Below are 20,582 nucleotides of genomic sequence, written 5' to 3'. Positions count from 1 at the left end.
CTTTTTTTGTTTAACGTTGATATCTGTTTCTAAGAATACGACGAACACCGTGTATCTTTTTCTGTTTTTCAATCGGTGCATTGTCAATGATCAATAAGGCGATCATAACGTAGGCGATAAAACTATCCCGAGAGTATAACGTATATCGTGAAACCCACTCCGCCGCATATTTTTCTTTATAATCACGTAACCCTCGAAACGAATAAAAACGTGAACCGAATTCATATACTAAATAAGCAATTCGTTCTTGAATAAAGCTTTTTTTTGAAGTACCAACATTAGATAAAGGAGCCATTCCTAAATTGAAATACGTAAAACCTTCCTCGTTCATATAGTTGAATAAAGAAATGAATAGATAATCCATCACGCCAGAAGGTGCTTCTTTACTGTAACGCATCAAGTCGATCGTTCCTTCTTCTGTAGTATAAGTTGGTATAATGTTTGCAAAGGCAACGATTCGCCCCTCTTGATTTTTAGCGACAGCTATTTGTCCACGCTGTAGATAAGTTTCAGAAAAGAAGCCTAATGAGAACCCTTTTTCCTTGCGACTTCCTAGCCATTCATCAGAAACTTGTTTTAGCTCAGACATTAATTCATTCGAAAATGGAGGTTGTAGGACTTCAAATTGATAATTTTCTTTTTTAAAGCGGTTCATGACTGCCCGTTCACTTTTCATTTTCTTTCCAGAGAGAGTGAAGTTAGCTAAATCAACATGTGCTTCTTCCCCCATTTTGATAAAGTCGTAGCCAAATTCGTGTAAATACATCACAACTTCTTCGGATGACTCGTAAAAAACAGGAAGATAGCCCCAACGATCTGCTTCGGTAATAAACTGTTCAATTGCTTCTGGGAAATCTTCTTTCTTTCCAGAAGGATCACCCATGACAATACACTTATTATTGAATGTCTTAAATTGTAACAAAACAGTCTCTTGGTTTTCCGAATTGGTATAGATATACATCTCTTTATCTTTTAGAAAAATAAGTTGACTATCTGTATTTCCACCATACGTTGTTAAAAGGGTAAAGGCTCGTTTTTCATCTAGTGGAGTGCCCAATTGGTATCGTTTCCCTTCAAGATAACGGATAAACAGATAACTAAACAACGTTACTAATAAAATACCGATAAAACCGGAAAACCAAATTTTTTCTGATGGAAAGAAAAAGAATGAAATAAAATGACGATTATGATGAGGGAAGGTAGGTAAATTATACACGCCGATCACAAGATATAAAATGGTCAATGTCAGGAAAATAATGCCATCAATTGTGATCATTTCCCAAGAATAAACTAACTGTTCTCTAAATAATTCTCTTTTGGAGAAAATAATAATAATAAGTAATAAACTAAGAAAAATAAGGACACCCCAGCTGAAATCTTTCAAAAATGTATAAAGGAAAGTTACCAGAATCAACCCAATTGTGGGCAAGTAAGCACGCTTGACCCTTGCGGCAATACCTCGACCTGTAATGAGTAAGAGAAACCCTAATAAAATAGCCGGAAATTGCGTAATAATATGAAAGGAAAGCGGATTTAGCTGCTTTAACCAGTTGAACTGACTAAAAGCTTCTGGAATAGTAGCAGATAATACGATCATGATTCCAGAAAAATACATTAAGAAAACAACAAACTTATGCGCTATTTCTGTAGACAGTTCTCGTGGGATTCCTGAATAACGTGTATTTAGACGATAACTTAGATTCTTTATAAAAAATATAACGCCGATAATAAAAGGAACAATGTAATAAAAAAGACGATAGAGTAATATCCAAGCAACAACGACTTCTCGATTGATCCCTAAAGCTGAGAGACCAATGATCATCATAATATCAAAACTACCCAGCTCACCTGGAATCATCGAGACGATTCCAATGACGGAAGCTGCAATAAAAAGAGGCACAACTTGCAATGGATGCATTGTAACGCCCATCAACATTCCAATCAGTAAAAAACTTCCTATAACGCCTGTCCACTCTAAAAATGAAGTTAGAATAAGCCCAAAGCGTGTTTGGCGATCAATATCCCCAATATATTCGTCTTTTCTAAATAAACTTACAATCAAAACAACAGGGAAATACAAACCGCCGCCAATCAGCCAAATCCAATATTGCTGTAAATATTGATTTGTGTGAACAAACATGACAAGAAAGAAGGCCATAAGGCTATAAATAGAAAGTCCGGACATCAAAAAAATCAAAATTTTAGACAATGCACGAACGACGGCTTTGCCATCTTTCTCTTTTCCATAAAACTCAGAGCGCAATCCGATACTGACTAAACCACCAAATCCGGCAACATTGTTAATCGTATTGATTACCCAACTACTTTCAATAAGAAAAGTCTTATCTAGTTGTTGTTTTAAGATCTTATTAAGAATCACATCGTAACCAATCATTGGAACAACAGCAATTAGCCCAATCAAAAACATTAAGCCGATTTTCCAGAGCGCAAGATCTTGAAAAATATCCGAAAGTTGCTGGAATGAAATTGTTTTACTGATTGATAATAATTCACGAAAAACGATGATTATGACTGAAAAAATAAAAATTGTTTTAAAATAGCTAAAATGATCTTTGATCCATTGGAGCATTTTCTTCATTTAATTGCACCTACTTTTCTTTTAAAAATGATAGAATTTCTTGGTTAAATGTTTTGGGGTCCTTTCTAGCAAAAGAATGTCCTTGTCTTGGAATTAGCACAAAAGTAGCATGTGGAATTTCTTTGGCTAAATACATTGAATGGCTACGCTTGATAATATCATGTTTGCCGACGAGTACTAAAGTCTTTTGGGAAATCTGCTTTAAATCTAAAGCAGTAATGGTGATATCCTGTACCATCAATCGAACAATCGCCAGTCGCTGTTTCGCTTTTTGACTGAACAAAGCCAATAATCGAAGATAAATATATTCAATTGCCGTCAGAATTCTTACAGGAAAATGAACCCCTTGAACAATTGTATTTCCCGCATTCAGTACTAAACGATGAACAGATTCAGGATATTTCTTTGTAAAAACCATGGCAAGATTTGCTCCATCGCTAAAACCGACAATATCTGCTTGAGGGAGTTGTTCTTGAACCATGATATTATAAAGGTCGTCAGCCATTTGCTCAAAGGTTAAATCAATGCTGGTGTTTGTTGAACGGCCATGGGCACGACTGTCAACCGTATAGACTGTGAAATAGCGGCTAAATACAGGTACTTGTTTTTCAAAATAGCGCCCACTTCCTCCATTTCCATGAAGTAAGAATAAAGGGGTGCCGTGACCTGAAACTTCATAATAAATGAGGCTTTTATCCTTTGTTAGTAGAACTTTCTTTTCTTTTTTCATATCCTTACCACCCATCTCGTTTAGTATAGCGGTTTTTCAAAATATTTAAAACTAAAATGGATAGAAGAATAGTAGCAAATTTTTATTAAAGAATGATAAAGAATCAACCTTTTTTTAGATTTTTTTTGAATAATAACGTATTATGAAAACTACACAAAAAAAGTTTGGATGATAAGATGAGTAAATTGATGAAAATCGCAAAAAGAATACTTTGGTTATTTCTTCTGTTATTGATCATCGGTTTGGGCTACTTTGGTTTTAAAATTCGCCAAAATGTTCAACAGGTTATGACTTATGAAACAGAAGTAGAACGAGTAGTAAAGAAAAATAATATTCCTGAATACAAAAATTTGGTGTTAGCAATTATTTATACTGAATCAAAAGGACTTTCAGAAGATTTGATGCAAAGTAGCGAGAGTGCTTACGGTAAAAGACAAATGATTGGTAGCACGGAAGAAAGTCTTGATGCGGGGGTCGCATTTTTAGCCCAAGCAATCGAAAAATCAAATGAAGCGGGCTGTGATATATGGACAGCTGTTCAAGCGTATAATTTTGGATTAGATTATATTGCCTTTGTTAAAGAGCAGGGAGGTAAAAATTCAGTTCGCTTGGCAGAAGAATATTCAAAAGAAGTGTTATCACCATTACTTGGAAATACGAATCAACAAACCTATCGATATTATCGTCCGCAAGCGCTAATTTATAATGGAGGATTCTTATATAGTAATGGCGGGAACATGTTTTATGCTGATCTGGTCAAGATGAACCAGCAATTTATTAAATGGTTAAAATAATTTAAAGGCTAAATTAGTGATCCTTAAGAATGTCGTCTATTGAATGGTACGAATTCTTAAGGATTTTCTTGAACTTCTTTCTATTTACAAGTAAACTAAAGAAGATATAGTTTCAACAAGGAGAAAGTAGGGAATTAAATACATGACAAATAAGTTTGACCTGAAACAAGGATTGACTCAAATAGAGGTAGAAGAACGAAAAAAACAAGGTTTACAGAATGATTATGAAGAAAATGTGGCTAAATCAACAAAAGATATTATTTATGATAACCTCATGACATTGTTCAACTTTTTAAATTTTGGAATTGCACTCTGCCTACTTTTTGTGGGTGCGTATTCTAACTTAGCTTTTTTAGCTATTATTCTAGTCAATATGGGGATGGGGATCTATCAAGAAATTCATGCTAGAAATTTAGTTCAGAAGTTATCAATTGTTTCTAAAGAAAGCGTTCATGTGATTCGTGAAGGAAAAGAAGTAGAGATCGATACAACAGAATTAGTGCTGGATGATATTGTTGTGATTTCTGCTGGTGAGCAAGTTCCTTCAGATATGGAAGTTATAGAAGGAAAAGCAGAAGCGAATGAAGCCTTATTGACCGGTGAGTCTGATTTAATCGAAAAAATAGCTGGCGATGTGTTACTATCAGGCAGTTTTCTAGCAAGCGGGCAAGTTTATGCAAAAGTTGTTCATGTTGGAGCAGATAATTATGCGGTTAAAATCACAGCAGAAGCAAAAGTGCATAAACCAATTCAATCTGAATTAGTAAATTCAATTCGCAAAGTATCTAAATTCACAAGTTTAGTGATTATTCCTTTAGGGATCATTTTATTTGTGGAAGGTTTCATGATTCGTAACTCTGGAATTGAAGCATCTGTAGTGGCATCTGCTGCTGCTTTATTGGGCATGTTGCCAAAAGGATTGGTCTTGTTGATCAGTATCACCCTTACAACAGGTGTTGTAAAACTAGCGAAAAAACGGATTTTAGTTCAAGATATGTACTCAATCGAAACATTAGCTCATGTTGATACACTGTGTTTGGATAAGACAGGAACAATCACTGAAGGAAAAATGAAAGTTCAAAAAGTAGCAGTCTTACATGCAAGTTATCATGAAAACTTTCCGCAAATCATCGGTAGTTATTTAGCGGAAAGTACAGATAATAATATCACGATGCAAGCTATTCGGAATCACTTCGATCTTTCCAATCGTTATGGAGCAGTAAAGAGTCTGCCATTTTCTTCTGAAAGAAAATGGGGGGCAATTGAATTTAACGAATTAGGAACAGTCTATCTTGGAGCGCCCGAAAAACTGGTTGCTGCCGATCGCTTACCAAAAGAAGTGATTGAAGCGCAAGAAGAGGGATATCGAGTGCTAATGTTAGGAATTGCAGAAAATACATCATTAGATGAAGAAAAGATACCTTTTTTAGAACCATTAGCAGTTTTAGAAATTGATGATCCGATTCGTCAAAATGCTAGTGAAACATTAGCCTATTTACGTGAAGAAGGGATTGACTTGAAAGTGATTTCTGGTGACAATCCTGTGACAGTTTCTAATATCGCTCGCCGTGCTGGATTATTTGGCTATGAATCATATGTTGACATGTCAACGATGGAGACAGAAGCGCAAGTGCGTCAAGCAGTCCATGACTATACGGTGTTTGGTCGAGTAACGCCGCAACAAAAGAGAACGATTGTTAGAGAATTAAAGGATAACGATCATGTGGTTGCAATGACAGGTGATGGAGTTAATGATGTCCTAGCATTGAGAGAAGCAGATTGTAGTATTGCTATGGCTGAAGGTGATGGGGCTACTAGACAAATTTCAAACTTAGTATTATTAGACTCTGATTTTACAACACTGCCAGATGTCTTGTTTGAAGGTCGACGCGTGGTCAACAATGTGACAAAAGTTGCTAGTGTCTTCTTTATCAAAACGATTTATTCATTTATTTTATCCATGATTTGTGTCTTTACAACAATCGCATTTCCTTTTATACCAATCCAAATTACCTTGATCGATTTGGCAATTGAAGGATATCCAGCCTTCTTCTTATCATTTGAAGGCGACAAACGTAAAGTTAAAGGGAAATTTTTACCGACTGCACTAAGAAATGCATCCGTTAATGCAGTCTTAGTTGTATTAAACATTGTGACAGTTTATTTGATGGGACAAAATCAAGGCTTTAGCCAAATGGATACCACAACACTAATGTATTACTTGTTGATTGGAATTAGTTGTATGGCAGTTGTTCGGGCATGTTTACCGTTCAATCCATTACGTATTTTCTTAGCAGTCACAACCGTAGGTGGAATTTATGTGGCGGCAATGCTGTTCCACAGTATTTTAGAAGTAGGCTTTTTAACTCAGCAAACCTTACCGATATTTGCGGTAATGATGCTTATTAATATCGTGGTTCGGATCATGATTGGTCTTTTCCAAATGAAACGAGCTGGTAAAACCATCAAGGATCTTTAAAATGTCATAAAAGGTATGGAAATAGGGAGGGGTATCTATGAGTGGAGAGTATCAAATGCGCAAAACTATCGGAAAATGTTTTCGATCTGCTACAGATAATTTTAATGGCGTTATTCGAATATATGGTAGTCCTTATATGTATCGTGTAATTAATGGTATCCCTGAAAAGGGGGCGATGCTGGAAGTAGTAGATTTTTCCAGTACTGAATTATTTGTAACGGTGAACAATTATTTATTCGAAAGTGATGTGAATTATATTGATAATCCTTAATATTTTAATTTTTATCCTCGTTCTTGTTTTGATTTTGGTCCTTATTTCAAAAATGGTGATTATCGTTCAACAGGGTGAAGTGAAAATCGTTGAAAGTTTTGGGAAATATGTTAAAACGATCGATCCAGGTCTTCATTTCCTAATTCCTGTTTTGTATAAGGTACGTGGTCGTGTTTCTTTAAAACAAACACCTTTAGAAATTGAATCTCAAAGTGTAATCACCCGTGACAATGTAATTGTTGAAGTTGATGAAGCAATCAAATATCACGTGACGGATGTTCGTGCGTTTGTCTATGATAACGAAGATTCTGTTACCTCAATGATTCAAGATTGTCAGTCAAACTTACGTGGAATCATCGGTAAAATGGATTTAAATGAAGTGCTGAATGGAACAGAAGAAATCAATGTTAGTTTATTTGAAAGTGTAAAGGATATTACGGCAGGTTATGGTTTGTCGATCGACCGAATCAATATTGGTGAAATTTCTGTTTCGGATGAAATTGTCAATTCGATGAATAAACTAATCACAGCTAGTCGAGATAAAGAATCGACGATCACGATTTCAGAAGGTAGAAAGCAATCGATTATTTTGGATTCAGAAGCGAATGCTTCGCAGATGCAGATTGACGCCGAAGCTCGTGCAAAACAAACAAAAATCGATGCCGAAGCTCGTGCGCAACGTACGAAAATTGATGCTGATGCAGAAGCCGAACGAATCCGTATTACAACAGAAGCAGAAAGACAACGTATTTTGGCTTTGAATCAAGCCATCAAAGATAGTGATTTGAATGAACAAGCGTTGGCTTACCTAGGAATAGAAGCCTTTAAACAAGTTGTTAGCAGTGATGCAAACACAGTGATTTTACCAAGTAATATGACAGAATTAGGAAATATTCCTGTTGTTAAAGAATTATGGACTGCACAAGATACGCAAACCAAAGTGTGATTTTGAGATAGACGTTGAAAAAGTTAAAGAGAAAAGACAGATGAACGTATATCTGTTTTTTCTTTTTCATTATACGAAGGTTACTATACTATTATTATGTAAACCTAATCAGATGAAATCAAATGTTTTGAAAATAAAGATGCAATTTACTTGAAAATTATGTTTAGTATGATACAATGAAATATGTGTAATTGTGTCTTTATAAAAGTCGCGCTGAAGATTTCAGTGCTTTTTTACTGACTATCGCATAAATTAGCTTTTCGCTATTTTGGAGGTGAGAACAGTGGCACAAAGAATCCCTCAAGAAGTGATTGAGGAAGTAAGACAACGTACGAATATTGTTGATGTAGTTGGACAATATGTTCAATTGAAAAAATCCGGCAAGAATTATATGGGTCTATGTCCGTTTCATGAAGAACGTTCCCCTTCATTTTCAGTAGCAGAAGACAAGCAAATTTTTCATTGTTTTGGCTGCGGAAAAGGTGGAACTGTTTTTAATTTTCTGCAGGAAATAGAAGGAATCAATTTCCCCGAATCTGTCCGCAGAGTTGCTGAGTTAGAGCAGATCCCAGTGAATATCGATTGGACTAATACGATGGATTCTAACCCAACGGAAAACGTACAAAATCGCAAATTGATCGAACTTCATAAAAAGGCAGCAGATTTATATCATCATGTTTTGATGAATACTCAGATAGGTGAACCGGCGTTAAATTATTTATTGGAACGTGGGTTAACAAAAGAACTCATTGAAACATTTAAAATCGGTTTTGCTCCTCAAAAACGCGACTTTTTAAGTCAAGTATTCCAAAATGAAGAAGTCGCTGAAGATTTATCTAAAGAATCTGGATTGTTTATCCAAAGAGATAATGGTGAATTTTTAGATCGCTTTTATCAACGAGTGATGTTTCCAATCAGCGATGATCGCGGAAACGTGATTGCCTTTTCTGGGAGACTTCTTAAAACAGAAGATTTTCCAGGTGACGATATGCCTAAATATTTAAACAGTCCGGAAACCATCTTGTTTAATAAAAGAGAGACATTATTTAACTTTGATAAAGCGCGCAAAGAAATCCGTAAGGAAAATACCGTGTTTTTATTTGAAGGTTTTATGGATGTGATCGCGGCATGGCAGGCTGGTATCACTAGTGGCGTTGCTTCTATGGGAACTAGTTTGACTAATGAGCAGATTCGTAAACTTGAACGTGTAGCAAAAGAACTTGTTGTTTGCTATGATGGAGATACTGCTGGAGTAGAAGCAACAAATCGAGCAATTTCATTATTAAGTGAACATAGCAGGTTTCAATTAAGTATCGTAAGTATTCCTGAAAAATTGGATCCAGATGATTATTTAAGAAAATACGGCAACGACTCTTTTCGGGAGTTAGCACTCCATGGTCGAGAAACGGTGTTTAGCTTTAAAATGCAGTATCACCGTTTGACTAGAAACATGAATAATGAAAAAGAGCAGCTCGATTATGTCAATGAATTATTACAGGAATTGTTACTAGTTCAATCGCCTCTAGAGCGTGATCGTTATCTAAATCAGTTGGCGCAAGAATTTCAGTTGTCCTTCCACTCTTTAGAAGAACAGTTAAAACAACTGGAAACACAACAACGCTCTACGAAGAGAAGGGAAAGACAGCAACAAGTCGCACCGCCGCCTCAAGCGTTTGATGAAATGACGGGTCTAATGGAACCGCCAGAAATGTTTGAAGAAGTCGTTGTTCCTTCTACACAAAATAAATTACCGTTAACACAAGTAGAAAAAGCAGAACGTACATTATTGTATCGTTTGATGAATGAACAAAGTGTTCGAAATCAATTGATTCAATTACCTGAGTTTAATTTCGCACATGATCAATATCAAGAGCTTTACCTATTATTAGATAGCTACATGAGTGTTCACTCGGACTTTTTACTTGCAGATTTTATCGATTATTTAAAAGAAGAAACGATAAAAAAATTGGCAATCGATATTTCGTTACAGACGATTTCAGAAGAAAGTTCTGAAAGAGAGATTGCGGATGTGATAAGGGTGATTGCAAATTCTAGTTTAGACGATTTGATTCAGCAAAAACAATTGCAAAAAAAAGAAGCTGAACGTCTTGGGAATAAACAATTGGTAGACGAACTAGCGATCGAAGTGATTAACTTAGTAAGACAATTGCAAAAAAGTCGTACATTGTCATAATGAATATGTCCAGATAATGTATTTGACTATTATTTATATATTTAATCGAATGGAAAAATGAAGGGGGCCTTCTTTCATGGAAAAAGAAACAGAAAAAAAATATGCAGCTGCATTGGCGGCCTTTATCAAAGAGAGCAAACCGAAAGGCAATGTTCTTTATGATGATTTAACAAACAAATTAGCAACGCCGTTTACATTGAATGCAGACGAAATGGAAAAATTGATCCAAAAAGTTGAAGATGCTGGTATCAGTGTCGTAGATGAGAATGGTGATCCAAGTGAACATAGTCTAAAAAAAGATGCAAAAGTTGCTGAAAAAGCCCAAATGGAAGATTTATCTGCCCCTACTGGTGTTAAAATCAATGACCCTGTTCGTATGTACCTGAAAGAAATCGGGCGTGTACAATTATTAACTGCAGCGGAAGAAGTCGAATTAGCACTAAAAATCGAAGAAGGCGACCAAGAAGCAAAACAACGTTTAGCAGAAGCAAACTTACGTTTAGTTGTTTCAATTGCCAAACGTTATGTAGGTCGTGGGATGCAATTCCTGGATTTGATCCAAGAAGGAAATATGGGACTAATGAAAGCTGTTGAGAAATTTGACTATCGTAAAGGGTTTAAATTCTCAACGTATGCTACTTGGTGGATTCGTCAAGCAATCACTCGTGCTATCGCTGACCAAGCAAGAACGATTCGGATTCCTGTGCATATGGTGGAAACGATCAATAAATTGATTCGTATCCAACGCCAATTGTTACAAGATTTAGGTCGGGAACCAACGCCTGAAGAAATCGGTGCAGAAATGGACTTACCAACTGAAAAAGTCCGCGAAATTTTGAAAATAGCACAAGAGCCTGTTTCTTTAGAAACGCCAATTGGTGAAGAAGATGACTCTCATCTTGGAGACTTCATTGAAGACCAAGATGCAACTAGTCCAGCTGAACATGCTGCTTATGAATTGTTGAAGGAACAATTAGAAGATGTTTTAGATACACTGACTGATCGTGAAGAAAATGTTTTACGTTTACGTTTTGGTTTAGATGATGGACGTACCCGTACTCTAGAAGAAGTGGGGAAAGTTTTTGGTGTAACTCGTGAACGAATTCGTCAAATCGAAGCCAAAGCACTACGTAAACTACGTCATCCTTCTCGTTCTAAACAATTAAAAGATTTTCTTGAATAAGAAGTTTTTCTTAAAATTTGAACAGCTCTTTTCGATTTCTTTCGGAAAGGGCTGTTTTTAACAATCGTAACAAAAAAGTTATAAAGTACATATTGGAAGAAACAAGATTTTATGGTAGATTAGATTTAGGAATCAGTAGAATGTGAGGCGGAATGAATGACGAAACAATGTCCGAATTGCGGCACCGAAATAGATAATCAAGCAGAAACTTGCTCTGAATGTGGTTACTCATTTAATGAAGAGCAGACACAACAGAAACAAGACAAAAAAGCAGAGACTTCTAGTTTTCTAAATAAAGAACAAAATGAAAATATCGAATGGTCTGAATTGAAAGATATGAGCATCGGTCATGTAATGACGATGTTCAATGAAGAGAAAACAGAAGAAAAAGCAACAGAAGGAATAGCAGAAACTAAAACAGAAACGCCAGAGGAAAATACTAGACAAAACACAAAGGAGTCATCCTCTACAAAAGAAGAAACAAGCCCAGTGATCTCAAAAAAAGAAGAACTGGAAAATACTGCAGCACTGAATCAATATATCAATGAACATAAAAACGAGCAATCAGACAGCCCAGTGCGAACAAATAAAGAATCTAATAACGAATTAGCAAGTGATCAATTGGTTAAAATCGATGAGCCGTCAGAATCAAATCATATAGGACAAGATGAAGTGAAATCAAATGAACTAGAAAATGAGACGAATGGCTCAACGAATGAAAAGTCAGAACAAATAAGAAAAGATAGACCAAAAGATGAAATCACAAAATTCACTAAGCCTGCAGAAACTGGTGTAACAACACCGATTGGTCCGAAAGCATTACCGAATAAACAAGCGGAGATTCCATCAAAAAGTAAAAAGCCCGAGGAAATCGAGATGGATGCGGCACCTATTTTCTTTAAAGAACCTGAAGTGTCTAATACCATAAAAGATCAATTTGAAAAGCAAACCGAGACAAATAAAACGCAAGAAGAAAGCAAAAATAAGGCTGTTACTACAGCCGTAACGAACAATTATAAGAAACTTTCTATTGTTTTAGCGGCAGCTGTTGTCTTAGCCGGAGGTTCATGGTTTGCGTATAATCAAATGCAGAACAAATCTGCTGACCAAGGGCAGGTAACACAAAACAAAGACAAATTAGTAATACAAACCGAAAAAGAGTTAAATAGCTATTTTACCGATGATAAACAATTGTTTTTAAAACCCGAAATGGTAAGTGTTAGCACAAAAACGATCAAAGAAAATTTAGATACATTAAAAGAAACGTCTAATTATAAGGCATTAGAGGAAACATATAATAAAGTCATTGATAAACAAGCAGCGATCACAAAAGTAAATGAACTATTTACTCAGCCAATCATTGATGGTAGCAAGCTAAAAGATGCAACAATCAAAGCAGACAAAAAAATTGATCTTGCCAAGCGTGAAGAGCAAGATGCGTTTGATACATTATTAAATCAAGCGACTGATCAAGCTGTGAGCCAGTATGATCAATTACAAAAAGCGAAAGCAGCGGTCGATGTTTTTTATAAGGATAATGCATTGACAGAAGCTTTGACAAGAGAAAATTATACAACGGCAAAAAATGAAGTAGATCAAGTTAAAAACGTAGAATTACGGAAGCCCTTGAGTGATGTTTTAGTTAAGGCAGATAAATCATTGGCCGATGCAGAGGCTGCATCTATTCCAACGCAACAAGTTGTGCCAGAGCAAACACCAGCAGTTTCTGATAATCTAGAAAATAATACACAAACAACAGCAGGTGTTCAACCAGATTCAGATACTTTTTCTGCTCCTAATGCACAAGGAGTTTATACGGCTCCAGTTTATTCGGTGGATTCCAACGATGTCAGTGATCTGAGCAATCCTGCTTGGAGTTGGGCACCTGGTGTTCAGGAGAAAGTAATTGCTACGTGTATCGAACGAGGCTATATAACAGCCGGAGCCTACTCGTTACAACCAGCAAGAATCATCAATGGTGAAGGTTATTACAATCTCTATGGAGCTGATGATCAATATCTTGTGACGATCAATGCCAAAACGGGTTGGTTTAAAGGTAATGCTTCAAGAAATGCTGGAAGATAGTATTTAATTTTTGTGAAAATAAAAGTGAGGTTGGGACAAAAGTGTTTTTTCCTTTTGTTTCACCCTCGTTTTTCTTCCACTGCATATAAAAGGAAAAATCGATGACGATTGATTTTAGAAGCAAGGAGAACAGTATGGAAAAAAAAGAATATCTAACGTTTAAGGAAGGTGTCTATGCTTGTATACCAACCATTTTAGGTTATTTGGGCATCGGGATTGCAGCAGGTGTAGTTGGTAAAAACGTCGGATTATCGGTTTTAGAAATAGCGTTAATGTCGATTTTGGTTTATGCTGGCGGAGCACAATTTATAATCTGTGGTATGCTTGTGATTCATTCACCGATTTCAGCTATTATCTTTACAACATTTTTAGTCAATTTACGGCATTTCTTAATGAGTATGTCTGTTGCGTCCTATTTTAAAAAAGAGCCGCTGATTACTAGCATTGGTATTGGTACACTATTGACAGATGAATCATATGGTGTTCTGATGGGGGCTTTGAGTAACGAACATCGAGTCAGTTCAGCTTGGACGCATGGATTGAATATAACGGCTTATTTAGCTTGGATTATTTCAACAATCGTTGGTGGAGTTTTAGGTACATGGATTCCTGACCCTTATTTATTGGGATTAGATTTTGCTTTGGTGGCAATGTTTGCTGGACTATTTGTTTTGCAAGTAGATGGACCAATAAAGAAATATACGAAAGAAACGTTGATCGTTTTAGGCACAGTTTGCGTATCACTTTATTTATTAATGGGTTTTCTTTCGCCAGAACTATCCGTTTTATTTGCAACTCTTTTAGGTTGTACAGTTGGGATGGTGAATCATCATGAGTAGCAATTATGTATTATTAACAATTTTAGGTTGTTCGATCGTCACTTGGATACCGAGGATACTTCCTTTTCTAATTTCAAAACGTGTGGATTTCCCAGATTGGTTTCTTCGATTTTTATCTTATATTCCAATTTGTATCTTGACGGCACTCTTATTTCAGAGTATTTTAGAAGTTCAGGCGACAGGCTTTCCTAAAGTGAAAACGTTAGAAGCGTTAAGTTGTATTCCTACTTTACTTGTTGCTATTCGTACAAAAGATTTAATGAAAACAGTTGTAGTAGGAATCATTACAATTGCCGTATTACGGATTTTTTTAGGCTAAGTGCCAGAAGGAGAATAGTATGAACGAACTATTAGCGAATATTTTTACAGCATTAGTGATCGATGAAAATGAGACCCATTACTTTTTACAAAAAAATGGGATTACTTTGCGTTTATCTAAGGAAGAAGGAACGCATGAAATTGGGGAAGCTGTAGAAGGCTTTGGTTATATGAACCAAAAACAAGAACCTGAAATGACAACAAATATTCCAACTGCTCGAGTCGGGCAATATGCGTTTGGAACAGTCACAGGCACTAGGCGCGATTTAGGTGCCTTTGTGGACATTGGATTAAAAGATAAGGATGTTGTTGTCTCTTTAGATGAACTGCCTGTAATGCGTGAATTATGGCCTAAAAAAGGCGACCAGCTGATGGTTTCCTTAAAAGTTGATAATAAGGAACGAATTTGGGGAGAACTAGCCGATGAGAAGATTTTTAAGGCGATGGCAAAACCAGGAACAGAAGAGCTGAAAAATGAAAATATCAGTGGTATCGTGTATCGCTTAAAGATGATCGGTTCATTTGTTTTGACCGATGACTTTTATATTGCATTTATTCACCCTTCAGAACGTTATCAAGAACCTCGATTAGGTGAACGCATCAATGGTCGAGTGATTGGTGTACGTCCTGATGGTATTGTGAATATCTCTTTAAAACCTCGTGGCTACGAAGCAATTAGTGATGATGCTGCAATGATTTTGACATTCTTAGAACGCTCTGCTGAGCATAAGATTCCATTTACAGATAAATCAAATCCAGAAGAGATCAAACAAACTTTTGGTATCAGCAAAGCTCAATTCAAACGTGCAATCGGTAATTTATTGAAACAAGGAAAAATTATTCAAAAAGCAGGATTTACAATTTTAAAAGAAGAACAACAAGAAAAAGAATAGATCTTTCATTCTAATTGAGAATCACTTGCAAAAATATTCGAGTTATTTTATACTTATTATAATTTAGTGCTATAGAAATTCAAATCTAGATTAAAATAATTATAAATAAGGGGCTGCATTTATGGATTCTACTGCTGCTTTAAAAAAAACAAAACAACAATTGCATGAATCTGGTTTCAAACTAACGCCTCAACGAGAAGCAACTGTTTTGGTATTGCTTGAAAATGAGAAAGATCATTTATCAGCCGAAGAAATTTACTTTTTAGTAAAACAAAAAAGCCCAGAGATTGGTTTAGCAACTGTTTATCGTACACTAGAAATTTTAACTGACTTAAAAGTCGTTGACAAAGTAAGTTTTAATGATGGATTAGCTCGTTATGACTTGCGCAAAGAAGGAGCAAAACACTTCCATCACCATCTGTTATGTTTAGAATGTGGGAACATCGAAGAGGTGGAAGAAGATTTGCTAGGAGAAGTGGAAGAAGTGGTGGAGCAACGCTATCATTTTTTAGTAAAGGATCACCGTCTCACTTTTCATGGTATTTGCCAAGAGTGCCAACAAAAGAAAAAGAATCAATCAACTGACGAGGTGGCATCAGCGCTTTAAATCCTGGATAGTTCTATAATAAAATTACCTATGACATGATGCTGATCCAATTGAAGTGTCACTTAGATAAAACTCATTAAACTTTTTCTCAGTGACTTTCTTTCTGAAAAAGATTGACAATTTTGAAAGAATCTCTTACAATGACTTCAATAAACAATAAAAGTTTTGATAAGAACTAGTAAGATAGTACAGGTGAACAGAAAGTAGCCGGTTGTTGAGAGGCGCATGATCCTAAGGTATCCGAATTCCTCTTTGAACTTCACACCGAATCAAGTAGGCTGTGACGGCTAAGTGCACCCGTTATTGTGCCAGGGTATAATTTTGTACCTGATAAGTCAATGAGTGCAAACGAATTGTAAACAAAGGTGGTAACACGGATCGATCGGTCTCGTCCTTTTTCAGAAATGGAAAAGACGAGGCCTTTTTTATTTACTAGATCAGTCTTTTATTGTTTGAGTGTCAGATAAAATGAAGGGAAGTTATCGTATGAGTTTTAAAGCATTGAGTGAACCAATCAATTTTGAACAAGTAAAAGCACTATCTAAATTAACACCTGAACAAGAACAATTAAAAGCAATTAGAGATCAAGAATTAAAAGAAATCATTGAAGGAAAAAGTAAAAAAATCTTGCTAATAATTGGGCCTTGTTCTGCTCACAACGAAGAAGCTGTAATGGAGTATGTCACTCGACTCGCTAAATTACAAGAAAAAGTCCAAGATAAAATCTTTATGGTACCACGAATCTATACCAATAAACCAAGAACAAATGGCGACGGCTACAAAGGTTTATTACACCAACAAAATCCCGAAGGAAAAAGTAATCTGATCAAAGGAATCGCAGCAGTTCGTAGTTTGCATAACCGTGTTATTAGTGAAACTGGTTTAACAACTGCTGATGAAATGCTTTATCCTGAAAATTTAGAATTTGTACAAGATTTAGTGAGTTATATCGCTGTTGGTGCACGCTCTGTTGAGGATCAACAGCATCGTTTTGTCGCAAGCGGGATTGACCAACCAACAGGGTTGAAAAATCCGACCAGTGGGAATTTGAAGGTCTTATTTAATTCTTTATATGCTGCACAACAGAAACAAGAATTTATTTTTAATGGTCTTGAAGTCGAATCAAGTTCAAATCCTTTAGCACACGTTGTATTAAGAGGTGGCTTAAATGAATATGGTGAGAATATTCCAAATTATCATTATGAAGATTTAGTAAAAGTAGTTGATCTTTATAAAGCGGGTAAGTATCAAAATCCTTTTATTGTCGTCGACACAAATCATGACAATTCTGGTAAAAAGCATACCGAACAAATCAGGATCGTCCAAGAAACCTTAATCAATCGGACTTGGAATACTGATATGAAAAATTGGGTGCGAGGATTTATGATCGAAAGTTTCCTTGAAAGCGGTCGTCAAGAAGCGGATGGGAAAATATTCGGCAAGTCGATTACCGATCCATGTTTAGGTTGGGAGGAGACAGAGGAATTAGTGAAATATATTGCGGAACATGCTTAATGACTTTAAATGAAGATTCAATATAAAACAAGCTTTTCACGAAGACCTGTACATTCGTGAAAAGCTTATTGTGTTGTTCTTTAAATGTAAAAATGCCAGATATTACAAATTAGCAAATTTTTCCAGTAAACGAATCATTTGGCAGGTGAAACCATACTCATTGTCATACCATGCAACAGTTTTAACCAATTGATAATCCCCAGAAGTCGTAACTTCAGTTTGAGTTGGGTCAAAAATTGAGCCTTCTGTTGTGCCGATTACATCGCCAGAGACGATTTCACGATCGTCATAGCCGAATGAAGGATTATCAATGGTATGCTTTTTGATTGCTTCATTTACTTGATCTGCAGTAACCTTTGTTTTTAAAATCGATACCAATTCTGTTAAAGAGCCATCAACGACTGGCACTCGTTGCGCATGTCCTTGCAATTTTCCATTCAATTCAGGAATAACTAAGCCAATTGCCTTGGCAGCACCTGTTGAATGTGGAATCGTATTGTCTGCGGCTGAACGAGCAGCTCGTAAATTGCCGCCTTTAACTGGTCCATCTAATAACATTTGAGTAGAGGTGTAGGCATGAACGGTTGTCATGGTACCAACCTCGATACCGAATTCATTATTTAAGAAATAAGCCATAGGAGCTAAACAGTTTGTTGTACATGAGCCTGCAGAGATGATCTTATCTTCTGATGTTAACGTGTCATCGTTGACATTATAGACAATGGTTTTCATATCACCAGCTGGAGCTGAAATTACAACTCGCTTTGCTCCAGCATCGATATGCGCTTGAGCTTTAGCTTCTGACGTGTAAAAACCAGTACACTCTAAAACAATATCGACGCCATTTTCTTCGACCCATTTCAACTTACTTGCATCAGCTTCGGCATACACTTTAGTTTCTTGACCATCAACGACGATTGAATGATCTGTCGCGGTAACTTTTCCAGGATACGTACCATGTGTCGAGTCAAACTGTAATAATTGTGCCAACATGGTCGGGCTAGTCAAATCATTGATTGCGACAACTTCAATATCATCAGAGACTTCTTTGATGCGACGAAAAGCTAAACGACCAATCCGGCCAAATCCATTGATTCCTACTTTTACTGTCATACTAAATTTCCTCCTTAAATTAGATACATAATAAGCTTAATCAAGCTTATTGTTGGGTAATAAAAAATGAGCAGCATCATCGAATCGTTTGTTTAAAAAAACGATGAAATACGCTATACTTATAGCATGAACGCTTTTCAAACTTTTGTCAAAAATCTTGTCTTCTTATAAGTAATGGAGTCGGGGCTATGAATAGAGTTCAAATTGTAGAGGTACTTCAGACCAATTAACAAGTTATTGCAGAAGGAGAATCGTTTTATCAGCGAGTTAGTTACACGATATGAATCATTTAATGTCGTGATTTCTGTTTTTCATGATGACATGGATGATTGCTCGAGATAGCTAAGTAGTAGTGCTGTTGTCATAGCTCTAACGACTATCGATTCTCGTTCATAAAAACGAGTTTGGCTAGACAAATTCAGCTTTAACCTTTACAATAAGAAAGGCTTTCAATGAAATCGCAGTATTAAAAAGTGAAAGAGCAGTAAATAATGTAAACAAAAGCAATGATGAGATCGAATCGCTTCTTTTTATGTTTGGAAACGAAACACGTTAGTCATTGTCTTTAAGATAGGAGGACAAAAGATGTCCATGTTTTTAGATCAGGTAACAATCGATGTCAAAGCTGGTAAAGGCGGAGATGGAATGGTTGCCTTTCGTAGAGAAAAATATGTACCCGACGGCGGACCGGCCGGAGGAGATGGTGGTCAAGGAGGAGACGTGATTCTTGTTGTAGAAGAAGGATTACGTACATTGATGGATTTTCGTTTTAATCGTCATTTTAAAGCACAACCTGGTGAAAATGGGATGAGTAAAGGCATGCACGGCCGCGGCTCAGAAAATACCTTTGTAAAAGTTCCACCAGGTACAACCGTTCGGGATGCTGAAACAGGGACGCTGATCGGAGATTTGATTGAAAATGGTCAAACATTGACTGTAGCCAAAGGTGGACGCGGTGGACGCGGGAATATTCGTTTTGCTTCTGCTAAAAATCCAGCTCCTGAAATCGCAGAAAATGGCGAACCCGGTCAAGAAAGAAAAATTGAATTAGAATTAAAAGTGCTAGCTGATGTTGGTTTAGTTGGTTTCCCTTCTGTTGGAAAATCGACTTTACTATCTGTTATCTCTTCTGCTAGACCTAAAATTGGTGCCTATCATTTTACGACATTAGTTCCTAACCTTGGAATGGTATCAACCAGTGACGGACGAAGTTTTGCAGCAGCTGATTTACCTGGATTGATTGAAGGCGCATCTCAAGGCGTTGGACTTGGAACACAGTTTTTACGTCATATTGAGCGTACCAGAGTTATTTTACATGTGATTGATATGAGTGGGATGGAAGGCCGCGATCCTTATGAAGATTATCTTGCTATCAATAAGGAACTAGCATCACATAACATGCGTTTAATGGAACGTCCCCAAATCATTGTAGCAAATAAAATGGACATGCCAGAAGCGGAAGAGAATTTAAAGAAATTTAAAGCGCAAATTGAAAAAGAACGGACTGATGAGTACGCAGATCATTTGCCGATTTTTCCAATTTCTGGTGTGTCGCGTAAAGGGATTGAACCATTACTTAATGCAACTGCCGATTTAATTGATGTAACACCAGAATTTCCATTATATGAGGAAGAAATAATAGAAGATACAGTTCATTATGGATTCCAACCAGAAGGACCAGAATTTACGATTGATCGAGATTCTGATGCAACTTGGATATTATCTGGAGAATCATTAGAAAAACTGTTCCAAATGACGAACTTTGAACACGATGAAAGTGTTATGCGTTTTGCTCGTCAATTACGCGGTATGGGTATCGATGAAGCTTTACGAGCTCGTGGAGCGAAAGATGGCGATATTGTTCGAATTGGTGAGTATGAATTTGAATTTGTTGATTAGATGAAGAATCATAAGAAAAGGGTTCTACGTCAAATTGTGTTGGTAAGCCAAATAACTGAATAGAAATCTAGGTCTGGTAAGGGTAGCACATTCTTATCAGGCTTTTTTTATTGTTGT

At 36.3% G+C, this 20,582-nt stretch carries 16 protein-coding genes; 13 read left to right on the top strand and 3 right to left on the bottom strand.

Annotation, left to right across the window (positions count from 1 at the left end; genetic code table 11):
• Nucleotides 1-10 precede the first annotated feature (10 nt).
• Both mprF and BCR24_RS11625 read right to left on the bottom strand, forming a co-directional pair.
• Nucleotides 11-2,599, bottom strand: a complete 2,589-nt coding sequence (gene mprF / locus BCR24_RS11630; RefSeq protein WP_069640691.1) for a bifunctional lysylphosphatidylglycerol flippase/synthetase MprF — start codon at nucleotides 2,597-2,599, stop codon at nucleotides 11-13.
• 10 nt (nucleotides 2,600-2,609) lie between these two features.
• Nucleotides 2,610-3,329, bottom strand: a complete 720-nt coding sequence (locus tag BCR24_RS11625; RefSeq protein WP_069640690.1) for an alpha/beta fold hydrolase — start codon at nucleotides 3,327-3,329, stop codon at nucleotides 2,610-2,612.
• Between the two features lie 176 nt (nucleotides 3,330-3,505).
• Between BCR24_RS11625 and BCR24_RS11620 the strand changes: the two genes are divergently transcribed.
• From BCR24_RS11620 to BCR24_RS11565, 12 genes are all read left to right on the top strand, one after another.
• On the top strand, nucleotides 3,506-4,123 hold the full coding sequence (locus BCR24_RS11620; RefSeq protein WP_069640689.1) for a lysozyme family protein: 618 nt from the start codon (nucleotides 3,506-3,508) through the stop codon (nucleotides 4,121-4,123).
• A 142-nt stretch (nucleotides 4,124-4,265) separates the two neighbouring features.
• Nucleotides 4,266-6,602: a cation-translocating P-type ATPase gene (locus BCR24_RS11615; RefSeq protein WP_069640688.1), complete on the top strand. Its 2,337-nt coding sequence runs from the start codon at nucleotides 4,266-4,268 to the stop codon at nucleotides 6,600-6,602.
• Between the two features lie 37 nt (nucleotides 6,603-6,639).
• Nucleotides 6,640-6,873 (top strand): hypothetical protein, encoded by a 234-nt coding sequence (locus BCR24_RS11610; protein ID WP_083244395.1) that lies wholly within the window; start codon nucleotides 6,640-6,642, stop codon nucleotides 6,871-6,873.
• A 52-nt stretch (nucleotides 6,874-6,925) separates the two neighbouring features.
• On the top strand, nucleotides 6,926-7,819 hold the full coding sequence (locus BCR24_RS11605) for an SPFH domain-containing protein (protein ID WP_379896854.1): 894 nt from the start codon (nucleotides 6,926-6,928) through the stop codon (nucleotides 7,817-7,819).
• A gap of 283 nt (nucleotides 7,820-8,102) precedes the next feature.
• Nucleotides 8,103-10,013, top strand: a complete 1,911-nt coding sequence (dnaG, locus tag BCR24_RS11600) for a DNA primase (protein ID WP_069640686.1) — start codon at nucleotides 8,103-8,105, stop codon at nucleotides 10,011-10,013.
• Between the two features lie 76 nt (nucleotides 10,014-10,089).
• A complete protein-coding gene (gene rpoD / locus BCR24_RS11595; RefSeq protein ID WP_025868903.1) occupies nucleotides 10,090-11,196 on the top strand; it encodes an RNA polymerase sigma factor RpoD in 1,107 nt (368 codons plus the stop codon).
• Between the two features lie 156 nt (nucleotides 11,197-11,352).
• Nucleotides 11,353-13,281: a cell division site-positioning protein MapZ family protein gene (locus BCR24_RS11590; RefSeq protein ID WP_069640685.1), complete on the top strand. Its 1,929-nt coding sequence runs from the start codon at nucleotides 11,353-11,355 to the stop codon at nucleotides 13,279-13,281.
• 134 nt (nucleotides 13,282-13,415) lie between these two features.
• Nucleotides 13,416-14,120, top strand: a complete 705-nt coding sequence (locus tag BCR24_RS11585) for an AzlC family ABC transporter permease (RefSeq protein WP_069640684.1) — start codon at nucleotides 13,416-13,418, stop codon at nucleotides 14,118-14,120.
• Entirely contained in the window at nucleotides 14,113-14,439 is a 327-nt protein-coding gene (locus tag BCR24_RS11580; RefSeq protein WP_069640683.1) for an AzlD domain-containing protein, read from the top strand. The genes BCR24_RS11585 and BCR24_RS11580 overlap by 8 nt, the downstream gene beginning before the upstream one ends.
• A 19-nt stretch (nucleotides 14,440-14,458) precedes the next feature.
• Nucleotides 14,459-15,331 carry a CvfB family protein gene (locus tag BCR24_RS11575; protein WP_069640682.1) on the top strand — a complete coding sequence of 291 codons (873 nt, stop codon included), beginning with the start codon at nucleotides 14,459-14,461 and terminating at the stop codon, nucleotides 15,329-15,331.
• A 121-nt stretch (nucleotides 15,332-15,452) separates the two neighbouring features.
• Entirely contained in the window at nucleotides 15,453-15,938 is a 486-nt protein-coding gene (gene fur / locus BCR24_RS11570) for a ferric iron uptake transcriptional regulator (RefSeq protein ID WP_069640681.1), read from the top strand.
• Nucleotides 15,939-16,424: 486 nt separating this feature from the next.
• The gene (locus tag BCR24_RS11565) at nucleotides 16,425-17,453 is read left to right on the top strand and encodes a 3-deoxy-7-phosphoheptulonate synthase (protein WP_069640680.1); all 1,029 of its coding nucleotides are present in this window, start codon (nucleotides 16,425-16,427) and stop codon (nucleotides 17,451-17,453) included.
• Between the two features lie 102 nt (nucleotides 17,454-17,555).
• Here the strand turns inward: BCR24_RS11565 and gap are convergent, their stop codons facing one another.
• A complete protein-coding gene (gap, locus tag BCR24_RS11560; RefSeq protein WP_069640679.1) occupies nucleotides 17,556-18,566 on the bottom strand; it encodes a type I glyceraldehyde-3-phosphate dehydrogenase in 1,011 nt (336 codons plus the stop codon).
• Between the two features lie 585 nt (nucleotides 18,567-19,151).
• Here gap and obgE point away from each other — a divergent pair.
• Nucleotides 19,152-20,465, top strand: a complete 1,314-nt coding sequence (gene obgE / locus BCR24_RS11555) for a GTPase ObgE (protein ID WP_069640678.1) — start codon at nucleotides 19,152-19,154, stop codon at nucleotides 20,463-20,465.
• Nucleotides 20,466-20,582: the final 117 nt, after the last annotated feature.

It is taken from the genome of Enterococcus ureilyticus, assembly GCF_001730315.1.
Classification (GTDB): Bacteria; Bacillota; Bacilli; order Lactobacillales; family Enterococcaceae; genus Enterococcus_L; species Enterococcus_L ureilyticus.
This window is presented reverse-complemented; position numbering and strand designations above follow the sequence as displayed.